The organism is Niabella drilacis (genome assembly GCF_900101395.1).
GTDB classification, from domain to species: Bacteria; Bacteroidota; Bacteroidia; order Chitinophagales; family Chitinophagaceae; genus Niabella; species Niabella drilacis.
The window spans coordinates 318,255-344,442 of sequence record NZ_FMZO01000004.1; the positions used below are offsets into that span (position 1 = coordinate 318,255).

A 26,188-nucleotide genomic window follows, 5' to 3' on the forward strand; every position below is an offset into this window, starting at 1 on the left:
AAACAGCACCCGGAGCGTCTTATAGTTGATAAGATATACGATTGCAATTAAAAGGATTCAGCATTGATAAAATTGATTACAACGTTTTTCCTGCTCCTTTTTCCCGGGAGTATGTTAGCACAAGCACCAAAGGTTCAGAGCCTGCTGGAGTGGTTCGAGAAGGGATCTATTATCCAGGGCGTTTCCATAAACAACAAAGGGGATCAGCTGGTTTTTGTAAAACGGCTCCGCAACGGGAGTGCTGTGCCCGTCAAAAGTACAGCAGAAGAAAAATTAATTGAAAACCTGCTTACCACCCGGGGCGATACCAGCCGCCGGCTGGACCCGGTTGTTGTGCATTATGATATAGCCAGCCGCCGTCAGATGCTCCTGGATTATGGCTGGGCCCCCCGGTTTTCGCCAAACAGCCGGCGGGTTGTTTATACGCACCAGGAAAAACCTCTTGGTAATGCAAAAGTTGTGGCAGGATCGCTCCGGGGGAATGATATCCGCATCTTTGACCTGCCGTCGAAAAAAACGGCAGTAGCTGTGGCCGCCCCCCACGGTTTTTTGATGGAGCCCGTATTCATTGATTCGGCCCGGATCATTTATAAAACCGGGGATGCTGTAAACGGCCCTTATGCAGCGGGCATTTCATTTCACCGGTATAACCTGGTTACAAAAAAAACGGAGCTGTTGCGGGGCGCAAGGATCCAGCACCGGCTTTATGATCTTATGGGAGATGTATATGGCTCAGGCGATGAATATGCATTTACGGTATACAGTCCGCAGGATTCGGCTCCCGGGCTTGCAAATGAATACGCTCATTTATTAATGCGTGGAAATGACACCCTGCACCAGTTTGGTATCCGCCATTTCAGTAACCTGGATTTTAAATTTGCCCTCCTTCCGCAAAACCGCCTGGTTTACCTGGACGATAATCACCTGATGACGGAAGATACCAGTTTTATAACATATTATCAATCCGGGAAATTGACGGCAAAAAAACCGGTTGATTTTGAATTTACAAAAGCCTGGCTGAGTCCGGATGGTCGTTTTTTATGCTATGTAAACAATGACCGGGAGACTTTTGTGGTAAGGATCAGCGATTTTTCAAAAGCACAGTTGCCACTTTCAAAAAAAGAGATCCATTCTGTAGTTTGGGCTTCTGACGGTAGCCAGGTGGCAGTTGTTCAGGATCATGATACGTTGCCGGAAACGGATATCCTGCGGTTGTTTACAGTAAATTAAAGCCTGGACTATTTTTTTCCGCTTTTCCGGATCGAAGGCTCTATATCTTCCTTCCACTTCTTATATTCCTCAGCGCTCAGCGCCTTCTTAAGCTGATTGTCTCTTTCTGTAAAGAGGTTTTCATTTTGTTTTCTTACACTCTGGTAATCCTGCTGCAGCCCCTGCGCCAGGGTGGAAGAACCCTGTATATTATTACGCAGCTTGTCCTGTGCCGTATAAAAATCTGTAAAGATCGTTTCAATACTGCTTCTTTTGGCCTTGTCAGGTTTAATGGCCGCATCAAATTTTGTCAGGACCGCGCTCACCTTATCCCCAACTCCTTCCTTTTGGGCATAAATGGAGGTGCTCAATGCCAAAAACAGGCCTAAAACCAGGATAAATCTGTTTCTCATGTTACAAAATTATACTATTTGATACCATTTATATACTACAAGAGGTTTCTTGCAGGTAAGAAAGTTGCAAGGGGCTTGATTTTTTATTTATTCGAAGGTCCCGGGGGAATAGGACGTCCGTTCCGGCCCTGCCGGATGATCTTTGTCATGAGGGAGTCGTATTTTGGTTGCTGCTCGGGGGTACAGATGGCGCGGGTGGCTTTGAAGTGATGAAACGATTTTACCTCTGCCTGTTTTTGCAGTGTGGCAATAGAATCTGCCAGGGCCTCAACCGTGCTGTCGGCAACAACAGGTCGCCTGGTAAGATCAAAAAGTTGTTGCTTGATCTTCCGGATCTGTTCCATATCTGCTTTGGCGCCGGCCCATTGCTTTTGTTTGAGTTGCTTAAATTGTTCGATCTGACTATCGGTAAATCCCACTTCATTTTTAAGGGCTGCGGTAAACCCTTCCCGCTCCCTCTCCGGGTGCGGCTTTTTTGAAAAGAAGAAAGTATATGCCAGTAATGCCAGATTGGTGATCAGCAGCAGGGCGATGATAAAAATAAGGGTTCTGTTACGTGCCGAATTGTTCATTCCTGTTATTTGTTAAAATCATAGCTGGTATTGGACGCCAGGATAAAATTCTCATTTTGCAGAATATCCGATTCTGTTCCTGCTGTGAATACCGTTTCGGTCTTTTGCTTACTGTTTGCATCTATAATAAGATACACATTCACCGTAACAACCGACACCAGGCAACAGATCGCCACAACCGGCTTTGCGATGATGCTGCTGGTCTTTGTCCAGAAATTGGTTTCCTCATTCAGACGGGCCCGGACCCTTGTATACATAAAGGGCCTCGATTCAGCCCTTTTCAGGCCGTCGAAACTATTGAGGATGGCTTCTATATGATCTTGTTCTTTCATCAATAAACGGATTTAACATGTTTGATGATGTCTCTAATACCCTAAATATATCTGATTAAATAGTATTTGACGTCATTTTTAAACTTTTCTTTTATTCCCGGGGCTTATAATCCTTTTCCAGTATCTTTCTCAGGTTGTTCTTTGCCCGGTGGAGCAGGGATTCAATAGAAGATACCGAGGTTTCCAGCACTTCACTTACCTCCTGGTAGCTAAGGCCCTCCACCTTGTTCAGAATAAATGCAATTCTCTGATTCTCAGGAAGCTGGTCGATCGCTTTGAACAGGATCGAGGCATTTTCCTTTTTATCCAGTACCACGCCGGGATGTTGAAAATCGGGAGGGTTCACCACTACCTGGCTGTCTTCTCCGAAAATGCTGCGTACAAAGCCAAACCGCTTTTTCCGCTTCTTTTTCCGCTCAAAATCCAGCGATTTTGTGGTGGCTATCCGGTAGATCCAGGTTGATAATTTAGACTCCCCCTTAAAAGAGCGGATCGATTGAAATACCTGGACAAATACTTCCTGTGCAATGTCCTCCGCATCCTCTTCACTCTTTACAATTGCCAGGCAGGTGTTATAGACCATGTTCTGATAGGTATCTACCACCTCTTTAAACGCGGCTTCATTGCCCTGCCTTAATTCCTGTACAAGTATTTCTTCTTTCAGCAATGTAATACCGGTTAATTCAGCGATATTACAAAAAAAATAAATAGTACTGCTTAAAACATTGGCCCGCCGGGGCGGCCGCCGCCACGCATCATACCCGGAGGACCTCCCTGCCATTCACGCCTCCGCTCACCGCCCTCTTCACGGGCGGAGGTTTTGCCCTTACCGAAATTGCGCAGGCTATAAGTAAAGGTGAGCATAAAATACTGGCGTAATACCATGTTGCGGGCGTCGGTGATATAATTGGCATTCACGGTCCTGGAAATGCTCTGATTCTGGTTCAGCAGGTCAAAAACGGAGAGCTTCAGCTCGCCTGCCTGCTTTTTCAGGAACTTTTTGCCGATGCCTGCATTCCAAAGCCAAAAGGATTGATTCATGCCGGCCGTCAAACCGGAATAATTCTGGTAAGAAAGGTCATTTTGCAGGAACCAGCCGCTCTTGGAGAGCAGGTTCGCAAAAAAGCCTCCCGTTTGGGTTACATAGCGGTTAGCTGTAGTGCGCTGGTCGGTGCTGGTAGTATTATTGAACTGGGCATTATAGGATAAGCTGAAGTCCACATATTCACTGATATTGCTGCCCAGCACCAGGCCGGCGGAAATACCCTGGTTGGTAGTGCGGGTGCTTTGGTAGTCGATCATGCCGGGCGCTTCCTGGTAGGTATACCCGGTATTAATGTTCAGGTTTGATTTTATCGGTTTCAGCGGCAGGCTGTAGGTTAAGAAGGTATTAAGGTTTTTATACCCGTTCATATTGACCGGCTTGCTGAACTGGGCGCCTTTCTTGATCTCAACCCCGTTGATAATTGAGTCCTGCATCGGGAAATAGGTAGCTGTCGTAATATAATTATTGGACAACTGGCCAAATACGTTCAGGAAAAAACTTTGGCTGTTGCGGGTATTGGTATAGGAATATCTTGCAGACCCCCAGTTGGTGGTTGTTTGCTTCAGTTCCGGATTACCGCTGCTGATACTCAACGCATTACTGGCATCCACAACGTCCTGCAGCTGGTTGATATTGGGAAAATCGTTCCGCATACGGTAAAATACCCGGATATTGCTGAATCTTCCGATCTTTTTCATCCAGCGGAGATTGGGCAATAAGGTATTAAAGGTCTGATTCACGGCTGAGGCAGTAGGGTACACCCGCATGCTTTGCAATAAGGTATTTTCAAAGTTCAGGCCCACAGATAACTGGTTATCCCTGCTTTTGCCCAGGCGGTAGTCCACTTCGCCGGAATGGGTCTTAATGGTATTATCAAATTTGTTGGATTGCAGCTGGTTAAAGTCATTGTACCCGCTTCCGTCGTAGTCGAAGGTTTCCTGGTCGGCTTTGTTCTTTTGTACCTGGTAGCTGTACTCAAACTGGAACATTCCCTGCTGGCCGGCCGGTTCTGTATAGGTAGCACGGGCCCGGTACTGGTTCCCGTTTGTATTATTATCGCGGTACTGGTTCACCAGCGAGTCCAGGCGTGTTCCGGAATTATAATAGTTCAGCATATTATAATTAAAAGAGGTACCATCGTTTTTGTTATGAGAGGTCTGGAGGCCGATGGAGAAGGTTCTGCCCTGTTTGGCAAAAGAGTGGCGGTACATCAGGTTATTGTTGATGTTGAACCCGCTCCGGTTGGAGCTGGAATGTCCGTTCGCATTGTTTAGGGAATCAACGCTCCCCCCTTCCGGCAGGAGGTAGGTATGTGTTTCCGATTGTGCATTGGAGCTGTTGTTCTGGAAGCTCAGGCTGGGAATAAAATAGATAGAGTTGCTGGAATCGATCTTGTATTCCAGGCGCATGTTAAAACGGTGGTTGTTATTATTCGAGGTGTTAAAGTTCTTACTGTTGACAAACCGGGAGTTGGTAAGGTATTGCGTATTGGTTTCAGACTCGTTGGTAGAATACTGGTTGTTGAAGAAATAACTGCCTGTTACATCAATTTTTTTCCCCCATTTATCGCCATAGTTCACACCAAAGGCATTGGTTTTACTGATGCCGGGGGTAAGGCCCACCATAAAGTCGCCTCCGTTTCCGCCCCCGCGGTAACCGCCACCGCCGCCTCTTCCGCCGCCGCCGCCGCGTCCGCCGCTTGAGGTAACACCCAGCAGATCCTGCTGGGCAAAGTTCTGCTGGTTAATATTATTGAAGTTCCCCACCAGCGAGATCCGCCGGCTGCCGTTAAAAAAGCTGGTATTACCACCGGCAGTATAACGGCTGTCTGTGCCGTATCCCGCAAAAATGCGCCCAAACTGGCCGTTCCTGATACCGGATTTGGTGACAATGTTGATAGACTTCTGGGAGTTGCCGTCATCAAAGCCGGTCAGCTGGGCCTGGTCGCTCATGCGGTCAAAAACCTGTATCTTATCTACTACTTCAGACGGAAGATTCCGGATGGCCATTGTAGCATCGTCGCCAAAAAAGTCTTTACCATCTACGGTTACTTTTTTTACTGATTCCCCCTGGGCCGTTACATTTCCACCGCGGTCAACGGTGATGCCGGGCATTTTTTTTATGAGGTCCTCAACCGTGGCGTCCGGGTTGGTCTTATACTGGCTGGCACTGAATTGCGTGGTGTCTCCCTTTTGGCTCACGGCAGGGGCCGAGGCTATGACCACCACACCTTCAAGCGTTGTGGTTTTTTTGGGTATATAAACGTCCCCAAGGTCTGCATCCCGCAGGGTGTCCGAAAGGGTAATGGCTTTTTCCAGGGGCTCAAAGCCGATCGAGGTCGCTTTTAAAATATAGGCGCCCAGGCTAAGGTTACCAAAGCTGAACCTGCCTTCTTTATCGGAAAGTGCAGATGCTTTTACGGTAGAATCAACGGCATTTTCCAGCTGCACGGTAGCTCCGCTTACGGTGGTACCTTCAACGGGATCCATCAAAGTACCTTTTATGGATTGACCGTTTACAACGATTCCTGTCATCACGAGTACAAATAAGACTGCAATATGCTTCATAAATAGGGGATATAAAGTTCATTGGACGATGAAAAGGGTTTAAACTTTCGGTCTGCATTTTTGATAAGTGCTAAAAATGCCGATAAATGGCTGCCGGTTTCTGCTGTTTTTGCCGGAAATCTTAAAAGAATGGTAGAAATAAACATGTTTAGGCATATTCTTAGAAAAAGTCATTTATCTTGCGGCTTTTAAAAAATGACCATGGAGTATAATAAGTTAGTTGCTGTAAGTGGATTATCGGGCTTATTTGAGCTGATCAGCAGTAAAAATGATGGAGCCATCGTGCGCTCCCTGAATGATAAAACGACCAAATTTGCGTCTTCCCGCATTCACCAGTTCTCTCACCTGGAAAGTATTGAGATCTATACCATACGGGAAAATGTAAACCTGGTGGATGTATTCACTGTCATGAAAGCGGATACCACCCCTTTACCTGATGTAAAGGACGACAAGGCTGTCCGGGCTTATTTTCAGAAAGTATACGCCGATATGGACTTTGACCGTGTGTATGTTTCCGATATGAAGAAGATCGTAAAATGGTTCGACCTGCTGCAAAAGAACAATATCGAGATTAAGTTAACGCAGGCAGAAGAAGCGGAAACCGGGGAGCCGGAAGTGGCAGAAGAAACAGAGGCGGCACCCGCTAAAAAGAAGCCCGCGGCAAAGGCAAAGGAAGAAAAGGAAACAATATCTGAAGAGGAGGGAACCGGCAAAAAGGAAAAAGCGCCGGCCAAGAAAGCTGCAGCCAAGAAGGCCGCCAAAAAGAAAGAAGATTAATCATCCGGTTATATTGTTATTGATACGGCCCCCGCTACAGCGGGGGCGTATTGTTTGGGGAGGTTTGCTTTTTATAAAGTATATTGCTGTTGCCGGTTGCCGGGAGCATTTTGGCACCTTAACCCCGCCGTAAAACATCAAAAAAATAATGAACATGAAATTAGATGCAAATATTCAACCGTTAAAGCGGAGCTTTTTACCGGAAAATTTTAAGATAACGGACTGGAATACCCTCGAGCCCTATTTTAAAGATCTTGCTGAAAGAGCACTTACAAACCACGGGGAACTGGACCAATGGCTAAAGGATACCAGCGAGTTGGAGGCCGTGGTAAGCGAAGAAGCCTGCTGGCGGCAGATCAATATGACAAGGGATACAACCGATACCGCACTGGCCGAATCCTTTACCTTCTTTATGACGGAGATCCAGCCCTGGATGCAGCCCTATGCCGACCAGCTGAACCGGAAACTGATCAGCAGCCCGCTTTCAGCGGCACTTACAGGTCCCGGATTTTTTACCTATCTCCGGAATGTTAAGAAAAATATTGAGCTGTTCCGGGAAGAAAACATTCCCCTGCAATCGGAGCTGGCGGTAGAGGCGCAGCAGTTTGGCGCCATTGCGGGAAAAATGACGGTTACCGTAAATGACAGGGAATATACCCTGCAGCAGGCGGCAAAATTTCTTGAAAGCCCGGACCGGGCACTGCGCGAAAGCGTATACCGGAAGATCGGCGACCGGCGGTTGCAGGACCAGGAGGCCCTGGATGACCTTTTTGATACGCTGCTGAAGAAGCGGCACCAGGTGGCATTAAATGCAGGGTTTGAAAATTACCGCGATTATCGTTTCGCAGAACTGGGCCGGTTTGATTACAGCAAGGAAAACTGTTTCCAGTTTCACGAAGCGGTAAAAGAACATGTGCTGCCGCTGGTGGACAAGATCTATCAGCAGAAAAAAGAAAAGCTGGGGCTGGAGCAGCTGCGCCCCTGGGATATTGATGCAGAACCGGAGGGCACCGAGCCCCTGCGCCCCTTTAGTACCGGTAGTGAGCTGGTAGAAAAAGCCATTCACTGCTTTAATGAGCTGAAACCTTTCTTTGGGGATTGTTTGCGGAAGATGAATGAAATGGGGCGGCTTGACCTTGAAAGCCGCAAGGGAAAGGCCCCGGGCGGGTATAACTGCCCGCTGGCAGAAACGGGCGCGCCTTTTATATTTATGAATGCGGCAGGCACTATGGATGATGTAACGACAATGGTGCACGAAGGCGGTCATGCCATTCACTCCTTTTTAACCCATTCACTGCAATTGTCGGCATTTAAAGAGTACCCCACGGAAATTGCCGAGGTGGCCAGCATGAGTATGGAGTTGTTCAGCATGGAGCACTGGACCGGATTTTTCAAAACGCCGGAAGAATTAAAACGGGCGCATGAGCAGCAGCTGGAGCGGGTGCTCACCATTTTCCCCTGGATCGCGACCATTGACCAGTTTCAGCACTGGATCTACGAGCACCCCACCCATACCCGTGGGGAGCGGCTGACGGCCTGGCAAAATATCCTGGCTTCCTTTACTCCGCAAACACTGGATACCAGCGGGCTGGAGGATTACCGCAATTTCAGCTGGCAGCGCCAGTTACATTTGTACGAAGTACCCTTTTACTATATCGAATATGGCATTGCCCAACTGGGTGCCATTGGTCTCTGGCAGCAATACAAGATCAATAAAGAGCAGGCGCTGGATCATTATGTGCAGGCGCTCAGCCTGGGTGGAACCGAACCGTTGCCGCGGCTTTTTGAAGCAGCAGGATTAAGGTTCGATCTGTCGCCCAACCATATTAAAGGGCTCATGGAATTTGTAAAGAACGAACTGGACCGGCTTTAACGGGCCCGGTCATTTGGAACAGAAAGGCTCCTCCTGCAGGAGCTTTTTTATTTCCGTCACTAACGGTATTCATAATGCCCCCGCATCCAATGGGAATGACCCTGATAGCCCGGAGTCCAATGACCGGGAACCCAAACGCGATGTCGGTGTGTACGGGGATAGGCGTTTACCGTACAGGCTCCAAGCCCGCTGAGGAACAGGATACACAACGCTCCGCAAATAAAGATTTTAAAAGCTTTCATAGCATAGTAATTAGATCGTTAACAAACGGGTTTTTATTATTTGAATGCGGGTAAGGAAAAAGGTTTAAAGCCAATAGGCTTCCGGTTGTTAAAAGCGATTTAAAACAAAAGAGGTTGCTGGGACAGGCAACCTCTTTTTATGAGCAGTAATACGGTTTTTAAAATTTGCTGATATCCAGTCTTCCGCCTGTAACACATTTTCCTGTAAGCGAAGGAGTAGGTATAGCCGCGGAGAGGATCGCATTTTTGATCTCTTTCATGCCCGCACCGGGATGTGTGGAGGCATACAGTGCAGCAGCGCCTGCCACATGTGGTGCTGCCATGGAGGTGCCACTCATTCCTGCATAGGCATTATTCAGGTAGGTAGATGTAATGGATTCACCGGGAGCGGCAATATCAACTGATCTGGTACCGTAATTGGAAAAATAGGAAAGGCCGCCGGCCTGGTTGATGGATGCAACAGAAATTATGTTATCTCCTTTATAATTGGCGGGGTATACGGCAACTTTGTCGTTATTGCTGGAGCTGTTGCCCGCAGCAGCAATGATCAGGATCCCGGCCTTGCCCGCTCTTTTGATCGCAGCTTCCAGGTTTTTGGAACTGCCGCTGCCTTCCCAGGAGCAGCAAAGGGCCACGATATTCAGCTTTTGTTTAATTTTCAGGGCCACCATATAATCAATAGCCTGTACCGCAGCAAAAGAGTTGCCGATACGGCCGTCCATAAATTTTGCCCCCAGCAGTTTTACATTCCATACCACTCCGGCCACGCCAATGCCATTGCCCCCCTCGGCCCCGATGATCCCGGCTACGTGCGTACCATGATAATCGGTGCCATTGTAGAGCACCGCATCATTGCTATAAAAATTCCAGCCGTACACATCGTCGATATAGCCGTTCTTATCATCATCAACGCCATTTCCGGGAATTTCGCCCGGGTTAACCCCTGCATTGTGCGCCAGGTCCTCATGCTGGTACATATACCCCTGGTCAACAACGCCAACGTACACGTTGGAAGCTCCTGTTTTATGATTGGTCCAGGCAGTGCTGGCCTGACATCCGTATCCGCCGGCCTGCATGTTCCATTGTGCGTTGGTGAAATAGGGATCATTGGCCGCTTCTGTGGTATGATAGATGTAATTGGGCTCAACAAAATCGATATCCGGGTCATTCTTGATATGCTCGATCGCTGAAAGAACTTCGACAGATGTTTCGATCAGGTCGATACCCCCTTCATCCTCAAACCCGGGAATCGCGTTCGGATTGAGCTTATTTTTATACTTCCCTTTTAGTTTGGCAAGAATGTTCCCTTTTGTTTTGGCGGAAGCCCCGTTTTTGAATTTTACCAGCACCTGCCCGGGGATGTAGGCCTCATCCTGACGGGCCTGCTGCCGGGACTGTTTATTACTGGCAGCGGAAACAGAAGCGGGTACTTCTTCAGCAAGGGCACTGCGTTTTTGACAACTGTACAGGCTCAGGCCAATACATAACCCCATAGTGAATCTGAATAATTCTTTGATCATCGTGGTTTAGAGTTTAAGTATGTTTATTAAAGGGCCGGAACATGGGCTAATGTTCCCGGATCAGTGCGAAAGTATTAACAAAATATGATATCTGAACAGCTGCCGTCCTTTGGTGCTATATTTATTTTTTGTAATGGGTATTCCCCGTGGACGGGGAATACAGGCAAAGCTGAGTTGACTGTTTTTTTGATGTAAAGAGGTCCTTATTTTTACATATCTTTATAGGGCATAATAAAAGTGGCCGGTTTAGCGCAGCCGTATCGGCTGGTTGAAAATAGCTGTTGTACCGGTACCGCTGTTGGCAAACATTTTGCGCATTTTTTTAAAAAAAAGTATATGAAAAAATTATTATTTCTTTTGGCAGGTGTCTGCTTTGTAATAGGTGTATCTGCTCAAAACGGCGAAAAGAAAAAGCCGGCAAGTCCTCCTGCTTCTGTATCAAAAACGGTAAAGTCGGGTGTAACCATCTCGGTAAACTACAGTCAGCCTTCGGTAAAAGGGCGTACTATAGGTAAAGATGTAGAGCCCAAAGATGGCACTGTTTGGCGTGCCGGAGCCAATAAAACCACCCTTTTTGAGATCAGTAAAGATGTAACGGTGGATGGCAAGCCGCTTGCTGCAGGGAAATATGGTTTGCACGTGCTGACCAACAACGGGAGCTGGACATTTATTTTCAGCAAAAAATGGGACCAGTGGGGTACCGAGTATAACGAAGCGGATGATGCGCTGCGGGTAACGGTAAAGAGCAAAAAGCCCGCAAAATTTGCAGAGGCATTAACGTATACGATCAATGATAACGGCCGCGTTGCACTTTTGTGGGGCGATCATGAGGCGGGCTTTACAGTAAAATAGTTTAAGGAAACATAAGGTATCAACAGGCCAGCCCTTGCGGGTGTGGCCTGTTTTAGTGACAAATATGAACTGGTTTTCCCGTTAAATTTGCACCAATGAACAGAGTAGTGATTACAGGCCGTGGAATTTATTCCTGTATCGGCAAAAATCTTCCGGAAGTAAAAGAGTCGTTGTACCAGGGAAGATCGGGGATCATATTTGATCCGGTCCGCAAGGAATTTGGCTACCGGTCGGCCCTGACGGGTTTTGTAGAACGGCCCTCTTTAAAAGGATTGCTGGACCGGCGCTCCCGGATCATGCTCCCCGAAGAGGGAGAGTATGCATATATGGCTACAATTGAGGCGTTCAAAGAGGCCGGCCTGTCGGAAGATGACCTGGCGCGGCTGGAACCCGGTATCCTTTACGGAAATGACAGTTCAGCAAAGGCGGTGGTCGAATCCACGGACCTGATCCGCGAAAAAAAAGACACGATGCTGGTGGGGTCGGCCGCAGTATTTCAAACGCTGAACTCTACGGTTACCATGAACCTGGCCACGATCTTTAAGTTAAAGGGGATCAATTTAACCGTAAGTGCAGCCTGCGCCAGTGGGTCACACGCTATAGGGTTGGCTTATATCCTCATAAAAATGGGGTTGCAGGATTGCATTGTAGCCGGTGGCGCCCAGGAGATCAACCATTTATCTATGGGCACCTTCGATGCATTGGGAGCTTTTTCCATCAGGGAAGAAGTGCCTGAAAAAGCCTCGCGGCCCTTTGATAAGGATCGCGACGGCCTGATCCCGAGTGGTGGTGCCGCCACAGTGATCCTGGAGAGCCTGGAGTCCGCCGAAAAAAGAGGTGCAAAGATCCTGGCCGAAGTGATCGGTTATGGCTTTTCTTCAAATGGGGAACATATCTCCAACCCCACCATCGCAGGTCCGGCCAAATCCCTGCGAATGGCATTGAATGATGCCGGTTTGGAACCGGGCGTGATCGATTATATTAATGCACACGCCACCAGTACGCCGGCAGGAGATGCCAGCGAGGCAAGAGCCATTGCGGAAGTATTTAAAGGCTGTAATACACCGGTAAGCTCCACAAAATCAATGACGGGCCATGAATGCTGGATGGCCGGGGCCAGTGAGATCGTATACTCCAGTATTATGATGGAACATGGATTTATGGCCCCTAATATTAATTTTGAGCACCCGGATGACGATACAGCCGCCTTAAATATTGTAAAAAATACAACGAATAAAAATATAGATGTATTTTTGTCCAATTCATTTGGATTTGGGGGAACCAACTCCACCCTCATTGTAAAAAAGTGGTAATTTGAGCTGATGCTAAGCATGGATAAAATAATAAGCACAACCAACGCGTTTCTGGTAGATGAATTTGAGGCTGATGCTGACCTGATAAAGCCGGAAGCCAACCTGAAAGAGGTATTGGATCTGGATAGCCTGGACTATATCGACCTGGTGGTAGCCCTGGAAAGTAACTTCCATTTTAAGGTGCAGCCCGGCGATTTTCTGCCGCTGGTTACCTTCAGTGATTTCTATAATTATATACACGCACAGATCCGGAAAAAAGAGACAGCTTAACTCCTGATTTTTTATTTTATTGTGCCGGCTGCAGTACAAAGGGCAGCTTTGTTGCCACGCTCGCTTGTACACCGGTGCAGGAGGGGGCAGTCTTTTCGAGCATTGTATAAGGGGCAATGGAGCTGGTACATACTGCTGTGCCGCACCATCAGCCCCGGGGTTGATATTGGCGTACCGCTATATCCGCCAGGTCCTCCCCCTTCCACAGGAATTGGTAAAGGCCCGGCAAATAAAAAGCCCCTGCGCATTCTGGCAGGCTTCCTATATTTGGATCTTTTAATGTAATTAAATGGCAAACTGGGACGGAAGCTCCAAGGGGAACAAACTGGGCTACAGCATTTTTATAGGCCTTCTTAAAGCCGGGGGCGCCACACCGGCTTACTTCCTGCTGCGGTTTGTTGCCGCGTACTATTTTTTATTCAGCGCCGGGGCCAACCGGGCTATAAAATATTACCTGAACGAACGGCTGAAATTTTCAGGATGGAAAGCTGCCCGATTGCGGTATCAGAATTATTATTGGTTTGGGCAGGCGCTCATTGACCGCATTGTAATGATGAGTGGCATCCGGAACCGGTTCACTTTTGATTTTGACGGGGAGGAGCACCTCCGGGAAATGGTGGCCGCCGGAAAGGGGGGGCTCCTGCTGAGCGCCCATATCGGTAACTGGGAGATAGCGGGCCATTTGTTAAAACGGCTGCAGACAAAGATCAATATTGTAATGTATGACGGCGAACATCAACAAATAAAAGAATATCTTGATGGCGTAACAGGCGAACGGAATGCGCGCATTATTATTATAAGGGATAATATAACACATATCTATGAAATAATGGAGGCATTAAACAACAATGAGCTGGTTTGTATGCACTCCGACCGGTTTTTGGAGGGCAATAAAACATTAACCGCTTCTTTTCTCGGTGCTCCGGCCCGGTTTCCGGCAGGCCCCTTCACCATCGCATCAAAACTGCCGGTGCCCGTTTCCTTTGTGTTTGCACTAAAGGAATCGAACAAACATTATCATTTTTTTGCAACTCCGGCCACCACGTACCGCCATCATCCTGAAAAAGCCGGCCCGGAAGCGATCCTGGCCGATTTTGTAGCGCAAATGACCGGGAAAGTAAAGCGTTACCCTGATCAATGGTATAACTATTACCCGTTTTGGGATGAAACCCCGTCATAAACGGCCGGTATTTTCGCTGCCATGGCTGTATTTCCCCTTTCATGAACCCGGAATGACGATTGATCCCATACAAATAACAACCGGGAGAAAAACTCCCGCTGCAAACCAAAGTTTCTGTAATTTTAGCGCGTTGGCCCTGTGAAATGCCAACTGTTTATTAGAGTATGAGCATAGCCAAGGATATTTTACCATATATTCCGCAACGTCCGCCCTTTGTAATGGTGCAAACGCTGGAGCGTTCGGATGACAGCGGGGCTGCAACACAGTTTACCGTAATGGAAGATAATATCCTGGTGGCGGACGGGTATTTAAAAGAGCCCGGACTGGTGGAAAATATTGCTCAAACGGCGGCAGCCCGCATCGGCTATATCTGTAAACAGGAAAACAAACCCGTTCCCGTTGGCTTTATTGGGGCGGTACAGCAGTTAAAGATAAACCGCCTGCCTGCCGTCGGGGAAATGCTGGAAACGTCTATTCATATTAAGAACCAGGTATTCAATGCCACCATCGTTGATGGGGCCATCACTATAAATGGCGATGTTATTGCATCCTGTGAAATGCGCATATTTGTTGCCGGGTAAAAATTTTCAACAACTTAAAACAACACAATCATGAAAAAGATCTCAGCCAAAATATTGTTATTGCTTTTTGCGTGTACCGCAATGGCCGGTTTGAACAGCCAGGCGCAAACGCTGAATGAGGTGTTAACCAATAAGGAAACACCGATCTATTATTTTGGTATTGATTTTACAAAAGCAAAACTGATCGGAGATGCCGCTGCAAAGGCCGATGATATTGTGGCCCGCCAGTTTGATGGTATTAACGACCTGATGGTGAATGAGGCTAAAAAGTACGACATCGCCGGTGCCTTCCGCAAAGATGAAATGAACAGCGACCTGGGCTTTGTTTCCAAACGCAATCAGAAGCGGGACCCGGAAACCCTGCTTTCCTCCAGCTCTGAAGATTATAACCTGTTGAAGGAAAGCGATATAACCTCCCTGGTAAAAGGATTTAACACCGGTGATAAAAAAGGTACGGGACTTTTATTTGTGGTAGATGGAATGAATAAACCCAAAAAGGAATTATCGGTTTGGGTAACCCTTTTCGATATCGGTTCCAAAAAGATATTGCTCACAGAACGCGTAGAAGGTTCGGTGGGTATGGGTTTTAGCTTCCGGAATTATTGGGCTACCGGGTTCAAAAAAGTCATCGACAACATCAAAAACAGTAAATACGCTGCGTGGAAATCGAAATAATGAAGGAACTTAAAGATACAACCGAAGTCCTCATCCGTTTTAATGAGGCCGATCCGCTGGGTATTGTCTGGCACGGTCATTACATCCGCTATTTTGAAGATGGCAGGGAGGCCTTCGGGAAAAAATATGGTATCGGGTATCTCGATTTTTTTAAGGAAAATGTGGTGGTGCCGATCGTTCACGCAGAATGCAATTATAAAAAATCATTGAAGTTCGGTGACTCCGTAGTGGTAGAAACCATTTACGAGCCCTGCGAAGCGGCCAAGATCAATTTCCGGTTCAATCTTTACAAAGCATCAGACAGGACCCTGGTGGCCACCGGGAGAACGACACAGGTTTTTCTGGACAAGGATACCCAAACCCTTTTGTTGAACAATCCGGCTTTTTTTGAAGAGTGGAAGCAAAAATTTGTGAAATAAAAGGGAATGAAGAAGGTGTTCGTTTTATCCCGGAATATTGTATCTCCATTGGGAAATACAGCAAAAGCGAACTTTGAAGCGCTGTGTGCCGGACAAACTTCGGTAAAAATACACCACGATGCTTCAAGAAGTGAAGTGCCTTTTTGCGCATCCCTGATGGACCCTGCCTTTTTTGAAGGCACTCCTTCATTTACCCCTTTTGAATCGGTACTGAAAGCTTCTGTTGCAGATGCAGTAACGCAGGCAGGCATTGATCCGTCAGACCCCGGTACGGCGCTGATCCTTTCTTCCACAAAGGGGAATATTGGCCGCCTGGAGCAATACCCGGTTACGGATGAGCTGAAAAAGGAAGTGGCGCTAACGGTTTCGGCAGAGCGGCTGGCAAAGCATTTTGGGTTTGTGAACCCGCCGGTGATCGTTTCCCATGCCTGTATTTCGGGTACCCTGGCCATTATCACTGCCAAAAGACTGATCGATGCCGGTAAGTACAAGACCATCGTAGTTGCTGGCGCCGACCTGATCACGCGGTTCATCCTGTCAGGGTTTCAATCCTTTCATGCAGTAAGCGGTACGCTTTGCAAACCATTTGATGCCAATCGCGATGGAATCAATCTTGGAGAAGCGGCAGCAACTGTCGTTTTATCTGCAGATCCCTCTTCCGGTAATGAAAAGATCATCATAGGCGGCGGCGGCGTAAGCAACGACGCCAATCATATCTCCGGCCCTTCCCGTACCGGGGAGGAACTGTTTATGGCCATAGACCGGGCAATGAAGGAAGCCGGGACAGGCGCTGCGGATATTGACTTTATTTCGGCGCATGGAACGGCCACGGTCTATAACGACGATATGGAAAGCCGTGCCATCAACCTCGGGGGGGTACAGGGGGCTCCGGTAAACAGCCTGAAAGGATATTACGGGCATACTTTAGGAGCAGCAGGATTGTTAGAGACCGTGATCAGCATTGAATCCCTCTGTAACAATAAGATCATTCCGACAAAAGGCTTTGAAACCCCCGGAACCGTAGAACCTATTTCTGTGTGCAGCACATTGATTGAAAAACCGGTTCAGGCTTTTTTAAAGACCGCATCGGGATTTGGTGGGTGCAATGCGGCTATTGTAGTTGTCAAAGTTTAAAAGTTTAGGGGTATGGGCACTGTCAGCAGGTTTGAAGATCTTGAAATAGGGAAACTCGCACGAGAACTGTCAAAACGCATCTGTAGTTTTACTTTGAAGGAGCTTTTTTCAAAGGATCAAATAAGAGGCTCTTCCGGCTCTGCGATGGATAATATCGCAGAAGGCTTTAAGAGAAGCTTGCGGTTGACGGGTATAAATTTTCCGGGTTTTGTGAAAGGGACTTGTGGCGAAGTAAAATTCCAGTTATACAGGGCATTGGATCTGCAATGTATAACGGGAGAGGAGCGGGTCGGATCCTGTAATCAATTATCTACCGGTACATCGCTACCGGCACTGTACCTCAATGATGGTTGCTAAACTTAAAGGCAGAACAGCGGGATGAAGATGAGTGGAATCAATACGAAGAATCGGAACATTAAACCTTTTAACTTTTAAATATTAATAATGATAGATTTCTACAAAGGAGAGCACTACTCGGCAATAGAAGGGAAACATATGGCACAGATCATTGCCCATGGACCCATTGTATTCCAGGTAGCACGTGTTTTAAGGGATAAGCAGATCTTAAAAGTGATAGAAGAGGCCCGCAGCGGAGGGATCGCATTAAAAGATATTTGTGAAAAAGTGGGGCTTTCTGAATATGCCGTACGCGTGTTGCTCGAAGCCGGCCTCGGTATGCACCTGGTAAAGTATACAGCCGATGAAAAATTTGCATTGACCAAAACCGGTTATTTTATCCTGCATGACCCGCTTACCAATGTGAACATGAATTTTGTGCAGGATATCTGCTATAAGGCCATGTACCATTTGGAGGAAGCCATCGAAACCGGAAAGCCCGCCGGGCTGCCGGAACTGGGCAACTGGTCCACTGTATATGAAGGTCTGTCGCAGCTTACGCCCCGGCAGCAAAAAAGCTGGTTCGAGTACGACCATTTCTTTTCCGATATTGCATTTCCGCCTGTATTAAAACATATTTATAAACCGGAGAATCATATTGAAAAGTTGCTGGAAATAGGTGGTAACACCGGTAAATGGGCCCTCGCTTCTACCCGGTTTGATGAAGCGGTGAAGATCACGATCGTGGATCTGCCCGGCCAGGCAGCAATGGCAAAGAAGAATATTGATGACCTGGGTCTGACCGACCGGGTTGATTTTTATCCGGCCAATGTGCTGGATGAGTCCGTAGTCTTTCCTCAGGGATATGATGCGGTTTGGATGAGCCAGTTCCTGGACTGTTTTTCTGAGGAAGAAATTGTATCCATTATGAAGCGTTGTGGCGCCGCACTGAATGATGACGGCAGCATTTATATACTGGAGGCATTCTGGGACAACCAGCGTTTTGAAACTTCGGCCTTCTGTATCCAGCAGCTATCGATCTATTTTACCGCTATAGCCAATGGCAACAGCCAGATGTATGACTCAAGGGTTTTTAAGAAATGTGTAGAAAAAGCGGGTTTTGAAATTATAGAGCAGATCGATGGCATTGGACTCAGTCATACCTTATTGAAATGTAAAAAGAAGGGCTAACTTTGATTTTTAAAGAAAGAAGCCTTAATCATAGAGCAGAACCTTAAATCAGAATTGTAATATGCAAATGGAACAAACAGATGTACTGGTGATTGGCGCCGGGCCCGCAGGAACCGTAGCGGGGGCTATTGTAAATAAAGCCGGGTATAAAGTAAAAGTGGTGGAAAAAATGAAGTTCCCCCGCTTTGTAATCGGGGAAAGCCTGCTGCCACGTTGTATGGAAGCGCTGGAAGAAGCGGGTTTGCTGGACAGCGTATTGAAAATGGGCTTCCAGCGCAAGACCGGTGCCAAGTTTGTACGCGACGGGGTAATTTGCGATTATTCTTTCTCCGATCAGTTTACAGATGGCTGGAACCATGCATACCAGGTAACCCGGGCCGATTTTGATAAAGCACTGGCAGACGGGCTGGAGGCACAGGGGGTGCCTGTCGAATATGAAACGACGGTTACCGCTATCCGGTTTAATGAAGACGGATCATCGGTCACAACATTAACGGACGGAAATGGTAACGAAAAGCAAATAGAAGCAAGGTTCATCATCGACGGAAGCGGCTACGGGCGGGTGATCCCCCGCCTCTTCGGGCTCGATAAGCCCTCTAACCTGGCCCCGCGTAAGGCACTGTTTGTGCATACGAATGATGTAAACCGCCAGATGGACGATGAGCCCGATCGCATTACCGTAATTGTACATAAGCCGGATGTTTGGGTTTGGGTGATCCCCTTTGCCACCGGGGTTACATCGGTAGGGTTTGTAGGAGATCCGGCCTTTTTTGAAAAATATACCGGCACGCCCGAAGAGCAGTTGCGGGCTGCTATCGCAGACGAGCCCTATATCGCGGAGCGCATGAAAGGCGTGGAGTATTTATGGGAGCCGAAGATCCTGCAATCCTGGTCCAGCACTACTGAAAAATTTTACGGCAATGGTTTTGTGCTGACCGGTAATGTAACAGAGTTCCTGGATCCTGTATTCTCTTCTGGTGTAACGCTGGCAACTGTTTCGAGCCAGATCGCCGGCAAACTGGTGGTGCGTCACCTGAAGGGAGAGCCGGTTGACTGGGATAAGGACTATACCGAGGTGATGATGCAGGGGGTGAATACCTTCAGAAGCTATGTAATGGGTTGGTATGATACTACCCTCCACACCATTTTCTTTGCGAAGGATCAGAACCCGGATATTAAGAAAATGATCTGCTCGGTGCTGGCCGGGTATGTATGGGATACCAGCAACCCCTATGTAAAGGAGCATGATACGGCACTGCATAAACTGGCCAAGACTATTCGTTTGCGGGATAGTATCGAATATATTAACAACGGATTTAAGGATAACGGGTAATAAGAAATTTGGAGCAGGGGCGTATTTATATAACATCGGCGGTAGTTTTGCGCAACGGGGTCATGGTAAAAGACGGATCCGTTATTTTCCGGGCCCCGGAGAAGGGTGCAGCATTTTTACAGGCCGCGTATGAGCATCTTGGGATCGACTATCCCCGCTTTTATAAGATGGACCTGCTAAGTAAAGCGGGTACAGTAGCGGTGGATATGTTGTTAAGGGTGCATTTGGGGGCCTGGGCTTACCGGCCGGAAGAAACCGGTATGGTATTGAGTAACCGGAATGCCAGCATTGACGCCGATGTGCAATACCTCGAAGCTTCAAAAGCCTATCCAAGCCCGGCCCTGTTTGTATATACATTGCCCAATATCGTGATCGGGGAGATCAGTATCCGGTATAAATTCAAAGGTGAAAATGCTTTTTTTATATCGGAGACCTTTGATGCGGATTGGATACACTGGTATGTGACCGACCTGGTGCAGCGGGGGCTGTTGAAAGCCTGCATTTGCGGTTGGATCGATGTCATGAATGAACAGCCGGATGGCTGCCTGTTCCTGGTGGAGCAGGCCCCTGCCGCAACCGGACAGCTTTTTACCGCAGAAAACCTGTGGGATATTTATAATAAAGATTATGAAATGTAGCATAAGAGAAGATTCATTTTCTTACCTCAAAACATGAATCGTCTCTTATGTGGAATTACATCTCGCCGATAAAATCGTTCCGCCGGGCGGGACAACAAAAAAAATATGCAGATGAAAAATAAGCAAGAACTGATACTCCATTTAAAGGAGCAGATCATTAAACAGCTAAAATTGGAAGACAAAAAGCCTGAAGATATCGGGGATCATGATCCTCTGTTCGTGGAGGGACTGGGGCTCGACTCTATTGATGCGCTGGAGCTGATCGTATTGCTGCAGCAGGAGTATCATATCAAATTAAAAAATGCGGAAGAAGGTCAGGATGTATTTCGCTCGATAGATACCATGGCGGATTATATCCTGGAGCATTCGGTGTAGTCAATAGTGAGAAGTGAATAGTCAATTGATCCAAAACTTCTTATCGCAAACGTTTCACTCATTGCTTTTCACCATCTGAAATCTAATATCTGGTGTCTAACATCTAATGAATGTCAAAAGAACAAACCGTTTATATAAGTGGCCTGGGCGTTATTTCGGCAATCGGGAATAATGTAGCCGAAAACCTGGACGCGTTGACATCGGGCAGGGCGGGAATGCGGACCATGCAACGGTTACAGTCGGCACATAAACAGATCCTGCCGGTAGCGGAGGTTCAGTTGTCGAATGATGCATTAGCCGGACTTGCGGGGCTGCCTGAAGAGGTCAGCCGTACGGCATTGCTAAGTGCCATTGCGGCTCAAGAAGCGGTTGCGGATGCAGGCATTGAGCTTGCCGCATGGCGCACGGGCTTTATTTCTGCCAACTCTGTAGGCGGAATGGATAAGACCGAGGATTTTTTCCCCGGCTTTTTGCAGGATGCTTCCGGCGGCGATCTTAAAATGGTGGTTAACCACGAGTGCGGAGCCGTTACCGAGGTAGTGGCAGATGCGCTGGGAATCAAAGATTTTGTTACAACCATCAGTACGGCCTGCTCTTCTTCTGCCAACAGCATTTTCCTGGGTGCGCGCATGATCCGGCAGGGGTTGCTGGATGTAGCGGTGGCCGGGGGCACAGATGCGCTGACGCGGTTTACCTTAAACGGATTCAATACACTGATGATCCTGGACCAGGAATATTGCCAGCCTTTTGATGAAAACCGCCGCGGACTTAACCTGGGTGAAGGTGCGGGTTACGTGGTATTGGTTTCCGAAAGGGTAGCTGCCACGCTTGCCAGGAAACCTGTGAGTGCCTTAAGCGGCTGGGCAAATGCAAACGACGCACATCATCAGACAGCCTCTTCTCCCGAAGGAAAGGGAAACCTGCTGGCGATGGAGGGCGCTTTAAAAAAGGCCGGCTTAAGCCCCGCCGATATAGATTATATAAATGTACACGGAACGGGCACCAGCAATAACGACAGTTCCGAAGGGCGGGCTATTGCTGCTTTATTTGCAGGCCATTATCCGGCTATGAGTTCTACCAAGTCCTACACCGGCCATACCCTTGGGGCCAGTGGAGCAATAGAAGCAGTATACGCGGTGCTGGCCATCAGGGAAGGTGTGGTATTTCCCAGCCTGAGACTACAAACGCCCATACAGGAGCTGCCTTTTGCAGTTACAACCGTACTTGAAAAAAAAGAGATCAGCCATGTGTTGTCCAACTCCTTCGGGTTTGGAGGCAATTGCAGTTCGCTGGTGTTCAGCAAGGTCTGATAAAGAAAAAGGCCAGGGCAATGGGCTGTGTTCTTACGAGCCATGGGGAACCATAGCGCCCTATCCTGTTACAGCCTGTGGCTAAAATGCTTATCGGCAAACCGGATAAATGCTTCCCAGTCAAAGAGTGTAACATCATGAACACCCTTACGAATGTGGTATCCCACATCGTTCATTACAGGCCGTTCTATTGCCGGCTGCATCATGCTGGTAAGGCCTTTACGCCCATAAAGGGTATATACTGGGGATGCATAAAATGCGGAAAGATATTCCCCTTTTGGATCGGCCCAGCGATCTTCCTGCGCGCTTGCAACATATACAGGCCGGGGTGCTACCAGCGCAATAAGCTCATGCTGATCAAAGGGAAGCGCTTGCTCATTGCTGCGATATTGATTAAAAGCGGTACAGAACCAGGCAGGTTTGATTTTTGTAACCTGCTCAACAGTTTCTCCGTAGGCTCTTTTTGAGAGGGCGGCCCCTCCGGCCCCGGAGCAGTTGGAGATAACGATCGCAAACCGTTTATCCTGGGCGCCCGCCCAGAGGGCAGCTTTTCCCTGTCGGGAATGGCCCATGATGGCAATTTTTTTTGAATCGATTTCTTTAATGGTTTCGAGGTAATCCACAATCCTGCTTGATCCCCATGCCCAGGCTCCGATAGCCTGCCACTCATCAGGTTTGCCGGATAACGAATCATAACCGGAAAACAGGGAGGCAATACCAAAGTTTTTAAACCCCGGCACGTCGGGAAAAATGTCATGATAGCACATGGTAGCCAGGGCATAACCCTTACTGATAATAAAATCAAGGGGCCAGCGACTCATCTGGCAGCCCCGGGCCCAATCCGGGTTGCCGGGCTTTTTTACACGCGTAAAATTGGGCGAGTAAAGAATAGAGGTGTCATAGCTCATACTATGATTGCCTTTAAAGTTATATCCTACAAAAACAGGCACTTTACCCCGCGTATGGTTAGGAATGTATAAAAGGAGAATGGCCTCGGTTTGCTTTCCGTTGTTTGAAAAAATGAACCGGATCTGGCGGCTGGTAGCTTTCCCCGAAAGAGCTTTCCGGTTTTCTGTTAATACTTCGTAGCGGACGGAGATTTTTTCTTTCGGTGTGCGCCCGTACTCTTGTGTGGCAAAGATTTCCAGCAGCTCCGGGCGCCGGATCCTTTCCCACTGCTGTACGGTTTTGATGGGAGTGCCATTTTCGGAAAGGAGCAATGCGGGCAACTCAAACGCCGGAACTTTTGCTTCATCATAGTTCACTGCTTCTTGTGCAGTAGAGGCATTCAGGCCGGCGATGGCAGCCAGCAAAAGGATGGTAATACTTTTTATTTTGCAACGTTTCATAAAAACAGGGTAATTGTTCCGGATATGAGCCTGGGGTATATAGCAAACAGCCGGAGGAAAACAATCTTTGCTCATCCCGGCAAAGGCGAAGATATAAAAAACAGGACAACTTTAAAACCGGGATATGCACCCCTGCCGGTGCCGATTCTTCATGAAATACATTAGTTTTGACCTTTAGAGCCGCAGCTCGCTTTTTAAAATAACTGAATGTCAGAAAATAAGGATACAGGTGAAGTTGTAAAGGCCCGCCAAAACGGGGGAGGGCCGGTGTATGTACGGGCGGCCCGGACGGTATCGCCCCAGGGAACATTTGAGGAGTTGCTGGAGAACCCTGCGCAATACCTTGGCGACCGGCTGGCCTGTAAAGAGCCGGATTATTCAAAGTATATCGATCCCAAGCTGATCCGGCGGATGAGCCGTATCATTAAAATGGGTGCAGCTGCAGCAATGGAATGCCTGCAGGATGCGGGGCAGCCCCTGCCCGATGCCATTATTACGGGTACGGCCTATGGTTGCCTGGCGGATACAGACCAGTTTCTTACCCGGATGGTAGAATTTAATGAGGAGCTGCTGTCCCCTACAGCCTTTATACAATCGACCCATAATACGGTAGGCGCACAGATAGCACTGATGCTGAAATGCCATCACTATAACAATACCTACGTGCATCGCGGATCTTCTTTTGAAGCAGCCATGATGGATGCAATAGGGCTCATGCATGAAGAAGAAGCCGGTACGGTACTTGTTGGCGGAGTAGATGAGATCATTGAAAAAAGCCATGTTATCTTAAGCCGGTTTGGTCTTTACAAAAAGGACGGCAATACCGAAACACTGACCGGAAGTACGACCAATGGTACTATGGCCGGCGAGGGTGCTGCATTTTTCCTGCTGGCAAAGGAGAAAGGCGAAAAATGTACGGCCCGGCTGGATGCCATGCAAACCTGGTATAAGCCGGCCGTTGCTGCGGAAGACCTGGTTAATAGCTTCCTGGAAAGCAACGGGGTTTCAATCGGTTCCATCGATCTTTTAATTACAGGAGAAAATGGGGATCTGCGTCATAAAGAGCATTATGGGGAGCTGAAACGATCCCTTTTCACGGGGAAACCCATCATTACCTATAAACAATTTTGCGGGGAATATCCTACCTCTTCCGCTTTTGCGCTTTGGCTGGCATCCATGATCGTAAATACAGGTAAGGTACCGGGAGGTTCCGATGTGGTTGCCCCCCAACGGGTATTGATCTACAATAACTACAAGCTGCAATACCCGACGCTTTATTTATTGTCTGCATGTTAAACTTCAGAAATACCACGATCGTTTTTTTTGTTCTGCTGGTGTTGTACATTTTCCTGCAGGTGCAGCAGCACTGGCCCTGGTATGGGTATTATATTTTGCCCGTTATATATACACTCCTGCTCTTTTATGGCAGCTTTTATATCGGGTCAAATTTTTATATGCCGGTAGTGTGCGCGGGAGATGCCGGTAAAAAACAGATTGCGATCAGTTTTGACGACGGGCCTATCGAAAAATATACACCGGAAGTGCTGGCTATTCTGAAGGAACGGCAGGTGCCCGCCACTTTTTTTTGCATCGGTTACCGGGTGGCGGAACACGAGGGCCTGCTAAAACAGATCCTTGCAGAAGGACATATCGTAGGCAGCCATTCGTATTATCATGATTTCTGGTTTGATATGCACGGTGCAAAAAGAATGACGGCCGAGTTGCAACAAATGCAGGGCCTGGTGCATCATATAACAGGGAAGCAAATGAAATGGTTCCGTCCGCCTTATGGGGTTACCAATCCCAATGTGCGGAAAGCGGCCCGGGCAATGGGATACACTGCTATCGGGTGGAACGTGCGGTCGCTGGATACCATGATCAGGGACAGGGAAAAGCTCCTGGAAAAGGTAAAAAGAGGGCTGAAGCCCGGTGCGGTTTTTTTATTTCATGATACCAGCCATGCAACGGTATTGATACTTCCGGATTTTTTAAAATATGTTAAAGAGCAAGGGTATGAGGTGGTTCCCCTTGATAAATTAATAAATTTGCAGCCCTATGCGTAAACTATTTTTTATCTTATTGCTGGCGGGGATCAGCGGGGCCGGTTGGGCACAATACAAGCCCGTGAGCAATGCCCCGGCTGTTAAAGCACAGTTTGCGGCTGCAGCACAGAAAATAAACAGTATTGCCAGCGACTTTATACAGGTCAAGAACCTGAGCATGCTTTCTGAAAAAGTAACCTCAAAGGGCAAATTCTATTTCAGGAAAAATAACCTGCTGCGTATGGAATATGTCACACCTTATCGATACCTGATGGTGATCAATGGCACTAAAGTAAGCATTAAGGATGGCCAGAAAACGAACCGGATGTCTGCCGGTTCCAGCAAAATGTTCCAGCAGGCCAACCAGCTGATGATGGATTGTGCAAAAGGAACGGTATTCGACAACCCCAGCTTTTCTGTAAAGCTGCTGGAGAACGGCAACACCTACCTGGCCGATATGACACCGGTGACCAAAGAAATGAAGACCCTTTTCAGATCGGTAAAAGTGATCCTGCAGAAAACTGATTTCCTGGTCAGCCAGGTACAGATGGTGGATAACAGGGGCGATCAGACCATCATCACTTATTCCGGTCAGCAATTAAATACCAACCTTCCGGATGCGCTTTTTACAACTCGTTAG

Annotated in this window: 27 protein-coding genes; 20 read left to right on the forward strand and 7 right to left on the reverse strand. The window is 47.7% G+C overall.

Annotated elements, in window-relative coordinates; genetic code table 11:
• Window positions 1-111: 111 nt before the first annotated feature.
• Window positions 112-1,230 carry a hypothetical protein gene (locus BLS44_RS09790; RefSeq protein ID WP_245729167.1) on the forward strand — a complete coding sequence of 373 codons (1,119 nt, stop codon included), beginning with the start codon at window positions 112-114 and terminating at the stop codon, window positions 1,228-1,230.
• An 8-nt stretch (window positions 1,231-1,238) separates the two neighbouring features.
• On the opposite strand, the gene BLS44_RS09795 is transcribed toward BLS44_RS09790, so the two are convergent.
• The 5 genes from BLS44_RS09795 to BLS44_RS09815 form a co-directional block, all read right to left on the reverse strand.
• On the reverse strand, window positions 1,239-1,622 hold the full coding sequence (locus BLS44_RS09795; protein ID WP_090389889.1) for a hypothetical protein: 384 nt from the start codon (window positions 1,620-1,622) through the stop codon (window positions 1,239-1,241).
• An 83-nt stretch (window positions 1,623-1,705) separates the two neighbouring features.
• Window positions 1,706-2,194, reverse strand: coding sequence for a Spy/CpxP family protein refolding chaperone (locus tag BLS44_RS09800; RefSeq protein WP_090389890.1), 489 nt, complete (start codon window positions 2,192-2,194; stop codon window positions 1,706-1,708).
• Window positions 2,195-2,199: 5 nt separating this feature from the next.
• Window positions 2,200-2,526 (reverse strand): hypothetical protein, encoded by a 327-nt coding sequence (locus BLS44_RS09805; protein WP_090389891.1) that lies wholly within the window; start codon window positions 2,524-2,526, stop codon window positions 2,200-2,202.
• Window positions 2,527-2,617: 91 nt separating this feature from the next.
• Window positions 2,618-3,193, reverse strand: a complete 576-nt coding sequence (locus BLS44_RS09810; protein WP_090389892.1) for an RNA polymerase sigma factor — start codon at window positions 3,191-3,193, stop codon at window positions 2,618-2,620.
• 50 nt (window positions 3,194-3,243) lie between these two features.
• Window positions 3,244-6,138 carry an outer membrane beta-barrel protein gene (locus tag BLS44_RS09815; RefSeq protein WP_245729168.1) on the reverse strand — a complete coding sequence of 965 codons (2,895 nt, stop codon included), beginning with the start codon at window positions 6,136-6,138 and terminating at the stop codon, window positions 3,244-3,246.
• 201 nt (window positions 6,139-6,339) lie between these two features.
• Here BLS44_RS09815 and BLS44_RS09820 point away from each other — a divergent pair, with 201 nt between their 5' ends.
• Together BLS44_RS09820 and BLS44_RS09825 are read left to right on the forward strand one after the other, a co-directional pair.
• Complete coding sequence (locus BLS44_RS09820) at window positions 6,340-6,915, forward strand: DUF5606 family protein (protein WP_176954369.1); 576 nt, start codon at window positions 6,340-6,342, stop codon at window positions 6,913-6,915.
• A 154-nt stretch (window positions 6,916-7,069) separates the two neighbouring features.
• Entirely contained in the window at window positions 7,070-8,788 is a 1,719-nt protein-coding gene (locus BLS44_RS09825) for a M3 family oligoendopeptidase (protein ID WP_090389894.1), read from the forward strand.
• 400 nt (window positions 8,789-9,188) lie between these two features.
• Here the strand turns inward: BLS44_RS09825 and BLS44_RS09835 are convergent, their stop codons facing one another.
• A complete protein-coding gene (locus BLS44_RS09835; RefSeq protein ID WP_090389896.1) occupies window positions 9,189-10,550 on the reverse strand; it encodes a S8 family peptidase in 1,362 nt (453 codons plus the stop codon).
• Between the two features lie 336 nt (window positions 10,551-10,886).
• On the opposite strand from BLS44_RS09835, the gene BLS44_RS09840 reads away from it, so the two are divergent.
• The 14 genes from BLS44_RS09840 to BLS44_RS09910 all read left to right on the forward strand — a co-directional run bounded on the left by BLS44_RS09840 (window position 10,887) and on the right by BLS44_RS09910 (window position 22,157).
• Window positions 10,887-11,402 carry a DUF2911 domain-containing protein gene (locus tag BLS44_RS09840; RefSeq protein WP_090390006.1) on the forward strand — a complete coding sequence of 172 codons (516 nt, stop codon included), beginning with the start codon at window positions 10,887-10,889 and terminating at the stop codon, window positions 11,400-11,402.
• A gap of 95 nt (window positions 11,403-11,497) precedes the next feature.
• A complete protein-coding gene (locus BLS44_RS09845; RefSeq protein ID WP_090389897.1) occupies window positions 11,498-12,715 on the forward strand; it encodes a beta-ketoacyl-[acyl-carrier-protein] synthase family protein in 1,218 nt (405 codons plus the stop codon).
• Window positions 12,716-12,733: 18 nt separating this feature from the next.
• Entirely contained in the window at window positions 12,734-12,985 is a 252-nt protein-coding gene (locus BLS44_RS09850) for a phosphopantetheine-binding protein (RefSeq protein WP_090389898.1), read from the forward strand.
• A 289-nt stretch (window positions 12,986-13,274) separates the two neighbouring features.
• On the forward strand, window positions 13,275-14,165 hold the full coding sequence (locus tag BLS44_RS09860; protein ID WP_090389900.1) for an LpxL/LpxP family acyltransferase: 891 nt from the start codon (window positions 13,275-13,277) through the stop codon (window positions 14,163-14,165).
• 164 nt (window positions 14,166-14,329) lie between these two features.
• Window positions 14,330-14,746: a hotdog family protein gene (locus BLS44_RS09865; RefSeq protein WP_090389901.1), complete on the forward strand. Its 417-nt coding sequence runs from the start codon at window positions 14,330-14,332 to the stop codon at window positions 14,744-14,746.
• Window positions 14,747-14,776: 30 nt separating this feature from the next.
• Window positions 14,777-15,421 carry a hypothetical protein gene (locus tag BLS44_RS09870; RefSeq protein ID WP_090389902.1) on the forward strand — a complete coding sequence of 215 codons (645 nt, stop codon included), beginning with the start codon at window positions 14,777-14,779 and terminating at the stop codon, window positions 15,419-15,421.
• On the forward strand, window positions 15,421-15,840 hold the full coding sequence (locus BLS44_RS09875) for an acyl-CoA thioesterase (protein WP_090389903.1): 420 nt from the start codon (window positions 15,421-15,423) through the stop codon (window positions 15,838-15,840). Before BLS44_RS09870 ends, BLS44_RS09875 begins: the two co-directional genes overlap by 1 nt.
• 6 nt (window positions 15,841-15,846) lie before the next feature.
• Complete coding sequence (locus BLS44_RS09880) at window positions 15,847-16,974, forward strand: beta-ketoacyl-[acyl-carrier-protein] synthase family protein (RefSeq protein WP_090389904.1); 1,128 nt, start codon at window positions 15,847-15,849, stop codon at window positions 16,972-16,974.
• Window positions 16,975-16,986: 12 nt separating this feature from the next.
• Window positions 16,987-17,331, forward strand: a complete 345-nt coding sequence (locus BLS44_RS09885) for a four helix bundle protein (protein WP_090389905.1) — start codon at window positions 16,987-16,989, stop codon at window positions 17,329-17,331.
• Between the two features lie 87 nt (window positions 17,332-17,418).
• Complete coding sequence (locus tag BLS44_RS09890; RefSeq protein WP_090389906.1) at window positions 17,419-18,501, forward strand: SAM-dependent methyltransferase; 1,083 nt, start codon at window positions 17,419-17,421, stop codon at window positions 18,499-18,501.
• A 61-nt stretch (window positions 18,502-18,562) separates the two neighbouring features.
• Window positions 18,563-19,834, forward strand: a complete 1,272-nt coding sequence (locus BLS44_RS09895; protein WP_090389907.1) for an NAD(P)/FAD-dependent oxidoreductase — start codon at window positions 18,563-18,565, stop codon at window positions 19,832-19,834.
• 8 nt (window positions 19,835-19,842) lie between these two features.
• Window positions 19,843-20,472, forward strand: coding sequence for a hypothetical protein (locus BLS44_RS09900; RefSeq protein ID WP_245729169.1), 630 nt, complete (start codon window positions 19,843-19,845; stop codon window positions 20,470-20,472).
• A gap of 111 nt (window positions 20,473-20,583) precedes the next feature.
• Entirely contained in the window at window positions 20,584-20,847 is a 264-nt protein-coding gene (locus BLS44_RS09905; protein ID WP_090390008.1) for a phosphopantetheine-binding protein, read from the forward strand.
• A 110-nt stretch (window positions 20,848-20,957) separates the two neighbouring features.
• The gene (locus tag BLS44_RS09910; protein WP_090389908.1) at window positions 20,958-22,157 is read left to right on the forward strand and encodes a beta-ketoacyl-[acyl-carrier-protein] synthase family protein; all 1,200 of its coding nucleotides are present in this window, start codon (window positions 20,958-20,960) and stop codon (window positions 22,155-22,157) included.
• A 68-nt stretch (window positions 22,158-22,225) separates the two neighbouring features.
• Here BLS44_RS09910 and BLS44_RS09915 read toward each other — a convergent pair whose 3' ends face one another.
• Window positions 22,226-23,506 carry an alpha/beta hydrolase gene (locus tag BLS44_RS09915; RefSeq protein ID WP_090389909.1) on the reverse strand — a complete coding sequence of 427 codons (1,281 nt, stop codon included), beginning with the start codon at window positions 23,504-23,506 and terminating at the stop codon, window positions 22,226-22,228.
• Window positions 23,507-23,713: 207 nt separating this feature from the next.
• Between BLS44_RS09915 and BLS44_RS09920 the strand changes: the two genes are divergently transcribed.
• Genes BLS44_RS09920 through BLS44_RS09930 form a run of 3 tightly spaced genes read left to right on the forward strand, consistent with a single transcriptional unit; the run spans window position 23,714 to window position 26,188 of the window.
• A complete protein-coding gene (locus BLS44_RS09920) occupies window positions 23,714-24,802 on the forward strand; it encodes a beta-ketoacyl synthase N-terminal-like domain-containing protein (protein WP_245729170.1) in 1,089 nt (362 codons plus the stop codon).
• Complete coding sequence (locus tag BLS44_RS09925) at window positions 24,796-25,569, forward strand: polysaccharide deacetylase family protein (RefSeq protein WP_090389910.1); 774 nt, start codon at window positions 24,796-24,798, stop codon at window positions 25,567-25,569. Before BLS44_RS09920 ends, BLS44_RS09925 begins: the two co-directional genes overlap by 7 nt.
• On the forward strand, window positions 25,562-26,188 hold the full coding sequence (locus tag BLS44_RS09930) for a flexirubin biosynthesis/transport protein LolA2 (protein WP_090389911.1): 627 nt from the start codon (window positions 25,562-25,564) through the stop codon (window positions 26,186-26,188). Before BLS44_RS09925 ends, BLS44_RS09930 begins: the two co-directional genes overlap by 8 nt.

What these genes read in the sequence shown, in the direction of transcription:
- BLS44_RS09805 (WP_090389891.1), bottom strand. Translation starts at nt 2,526, where the DNA reads ATGAAAGAACAAGATCATATAGAAGCCATCCTCAATAGTTTCGACGGC.
- BLS44_RS09815 (WP_245729168.1), bottom strand. Translation starts at nt 6,138, where the DNA reads ATGAAGCATATTGCAGTCTTATTTGTACTCGTGATGACAGGAATCGTT.
- BLS44_RS09840 (WP_090390006.1), top strand. Translation starts at nt 10,887, where the DNA reads ATGAAAAAATTATTATTTCTTTTGGCAGGTGTCTGCTTTGTAATAGGT.
- BLS44_RS09925 (WP_090389910.1), top strand. Translation starts at nt 24,796, where the DNA reads ATGTTAAACTTCAGAAATACCACGATCGTTTTTTTTGTTCTGCTGGTG.
- BLS44_RS09915 (WP_090389909.1), bottom strand. Translation starts at nt 23,506, where the DNA reads ATGAAACGTTGCAAAATAAAAAGTATTACCATCCTTTTGCTGGCTGCC.
- BLS44_RS09800 (WP_090389890.1), bottom strand. Translation starts at nt 2,194, where the DNA reads ATGAACAATTCGGCACGTAACAGAACCCTTATTTTTATCATCGCCCTG.
- BLS44_RS09820 (WP_176954369.1), top strand. Translation starts at nt 6,340, where the DNA reads ATGGAGTATAATAAGTTAGTTGCTGTAAGTGGATTATCGGGCTTATTT.
- BLS44_RS09865 (WP_090389901.1), top strand. Translation starts at nt 14,330, where the DNA reads ATGAGCATAGCCAAGGATATTTTACCATATATTCCGCAACGTCCGCCC.
- BLS44_RS09795 (WP_090389889.1), bottom strand. Translation starts at nt 1,622, where the DNA reads ATGAGAAACAGATTTATCCTGGTTTTAGGCCTGTTTTTGGCATTGAGC.
- BLS44_RS09885 (WP_090389905.1), top strand. Translation starts at nt 16,987, where the DNA reads ATGGGCACTGTCAGCAGGTTTGAAGATCTTGAAATAGGGAAACTCGCA.
- BLS44_RS09930 (WP_090389911.1), top strand. Translation starts at nt 25,562, where the DNA reads ATGCGTAAACTATTTTTTATCTTATTGCTGGCGGGGATCAGCGGGGCC.
- BLS44_RS09790 (WP_245729167.1), top strand. Translation starts at nt 112, where the DNA reads ATGTTAGCACAAGCACCAAAGGTTCAGAGCCTGCTGGAGTGGTTCGAG.
- BLS44_RS09825 (WP_090389894.1), top strand. Translation starts at nt 7,070, where the DNA reads ATGAAATTAGATGCAAATATTCAACCGTTAAAGCGGAGCTTTTTACCG.
- BLS44_RS09880 (WP_090389904.1), top strand. Translation starts at nt 15,847, where the DNA reads ATGAAGAAGGTGTTCGTTTTATCCCGGAATATTGTATCTCCATTGGGA.
- BLS44_RS09920 (WP_245729170.1), top strand. Translation starts at nt 23,714, where the DNA reads ATGTCAGAAAATAAGGATACAGGTGAAGTTGTAAAGGCCCGCCAAAAC.
- BLS44_RS09905 (WP_090390008.1), top strand. Translation starts at nt 20,584, where the DNA reads ATGAAAAATAAGCAAGAACTGATACTCCATTTAAAGGAGCAGATCATT.
- BLS44_RS09850 (WP_090389898.1), top strand. Translation starts at nt 12,734, where the DNA reads ATGGATAAAATAATAAGCACAACCAACGCGTTTCTGGTAGATGAATTT.
- BLS44_RS09835 (WP_090389896.1), bottom strand. Translation starts at nt 10,550, where the DNA reads ATGATCAAAGAATTATTCAGATTCACTATGGGGTTATGTATTGGCCTG.
- BLS44_RS09875 (WP_090389903.1), top strand. Translation starts at nt 15,421, where the DNA reads ATGAAGGAACTTAAAGATACAACCGAAGTCCTCATCCGTTTTAATGAG.
- BLS44_RS09870 (WP_090389902.1), top strand. Translation starts at nt 14,777, where the DNA reads ATGAAAAAGATCTCAGCCAAAATATTGTTATTGCTTTTTGCGTGTACC.
- BLS44_RS09895 (WP_090389907.1), top strand. Translation starts at nt 18,563, where the DNA reads ATGCAAATGGAACAAACAGATGTACTGGTGATTGGCGCCGGGCCCGCA.
- BLS44_RS09890 (WP_090389906.1), top strand. Translation starts at nt 17,419, where the DNA reads ATGATAGATTTCTACAAAGGAGAGCACTACTCGGCAATAGAAGGGAAA.
- BLS44_RS09910 (WP_090389908.1), top strand. Translation starts at nt 20,958, where the DNA reads ATGTCAAAAGAACAAACCGTTTATATAAGTGGCCTGGGCGTTATTTCG.
- BLS44_RS09860 (WP_090389900.1), top strand. Translation starts at nt 13,275, where the DNA reads ATGGCAAACTGGGACGGAAGCTCCAAGGGGAACAAACTGGGCTACAGC.
- BLS44_RS09845 (WP_090389897.1), top strand. Translation starts at nt 11,498, where the DNA reads ATGAACAGAGTAGTGATTACAGGCCGTGGAATTTATTCCTGTATCGGC.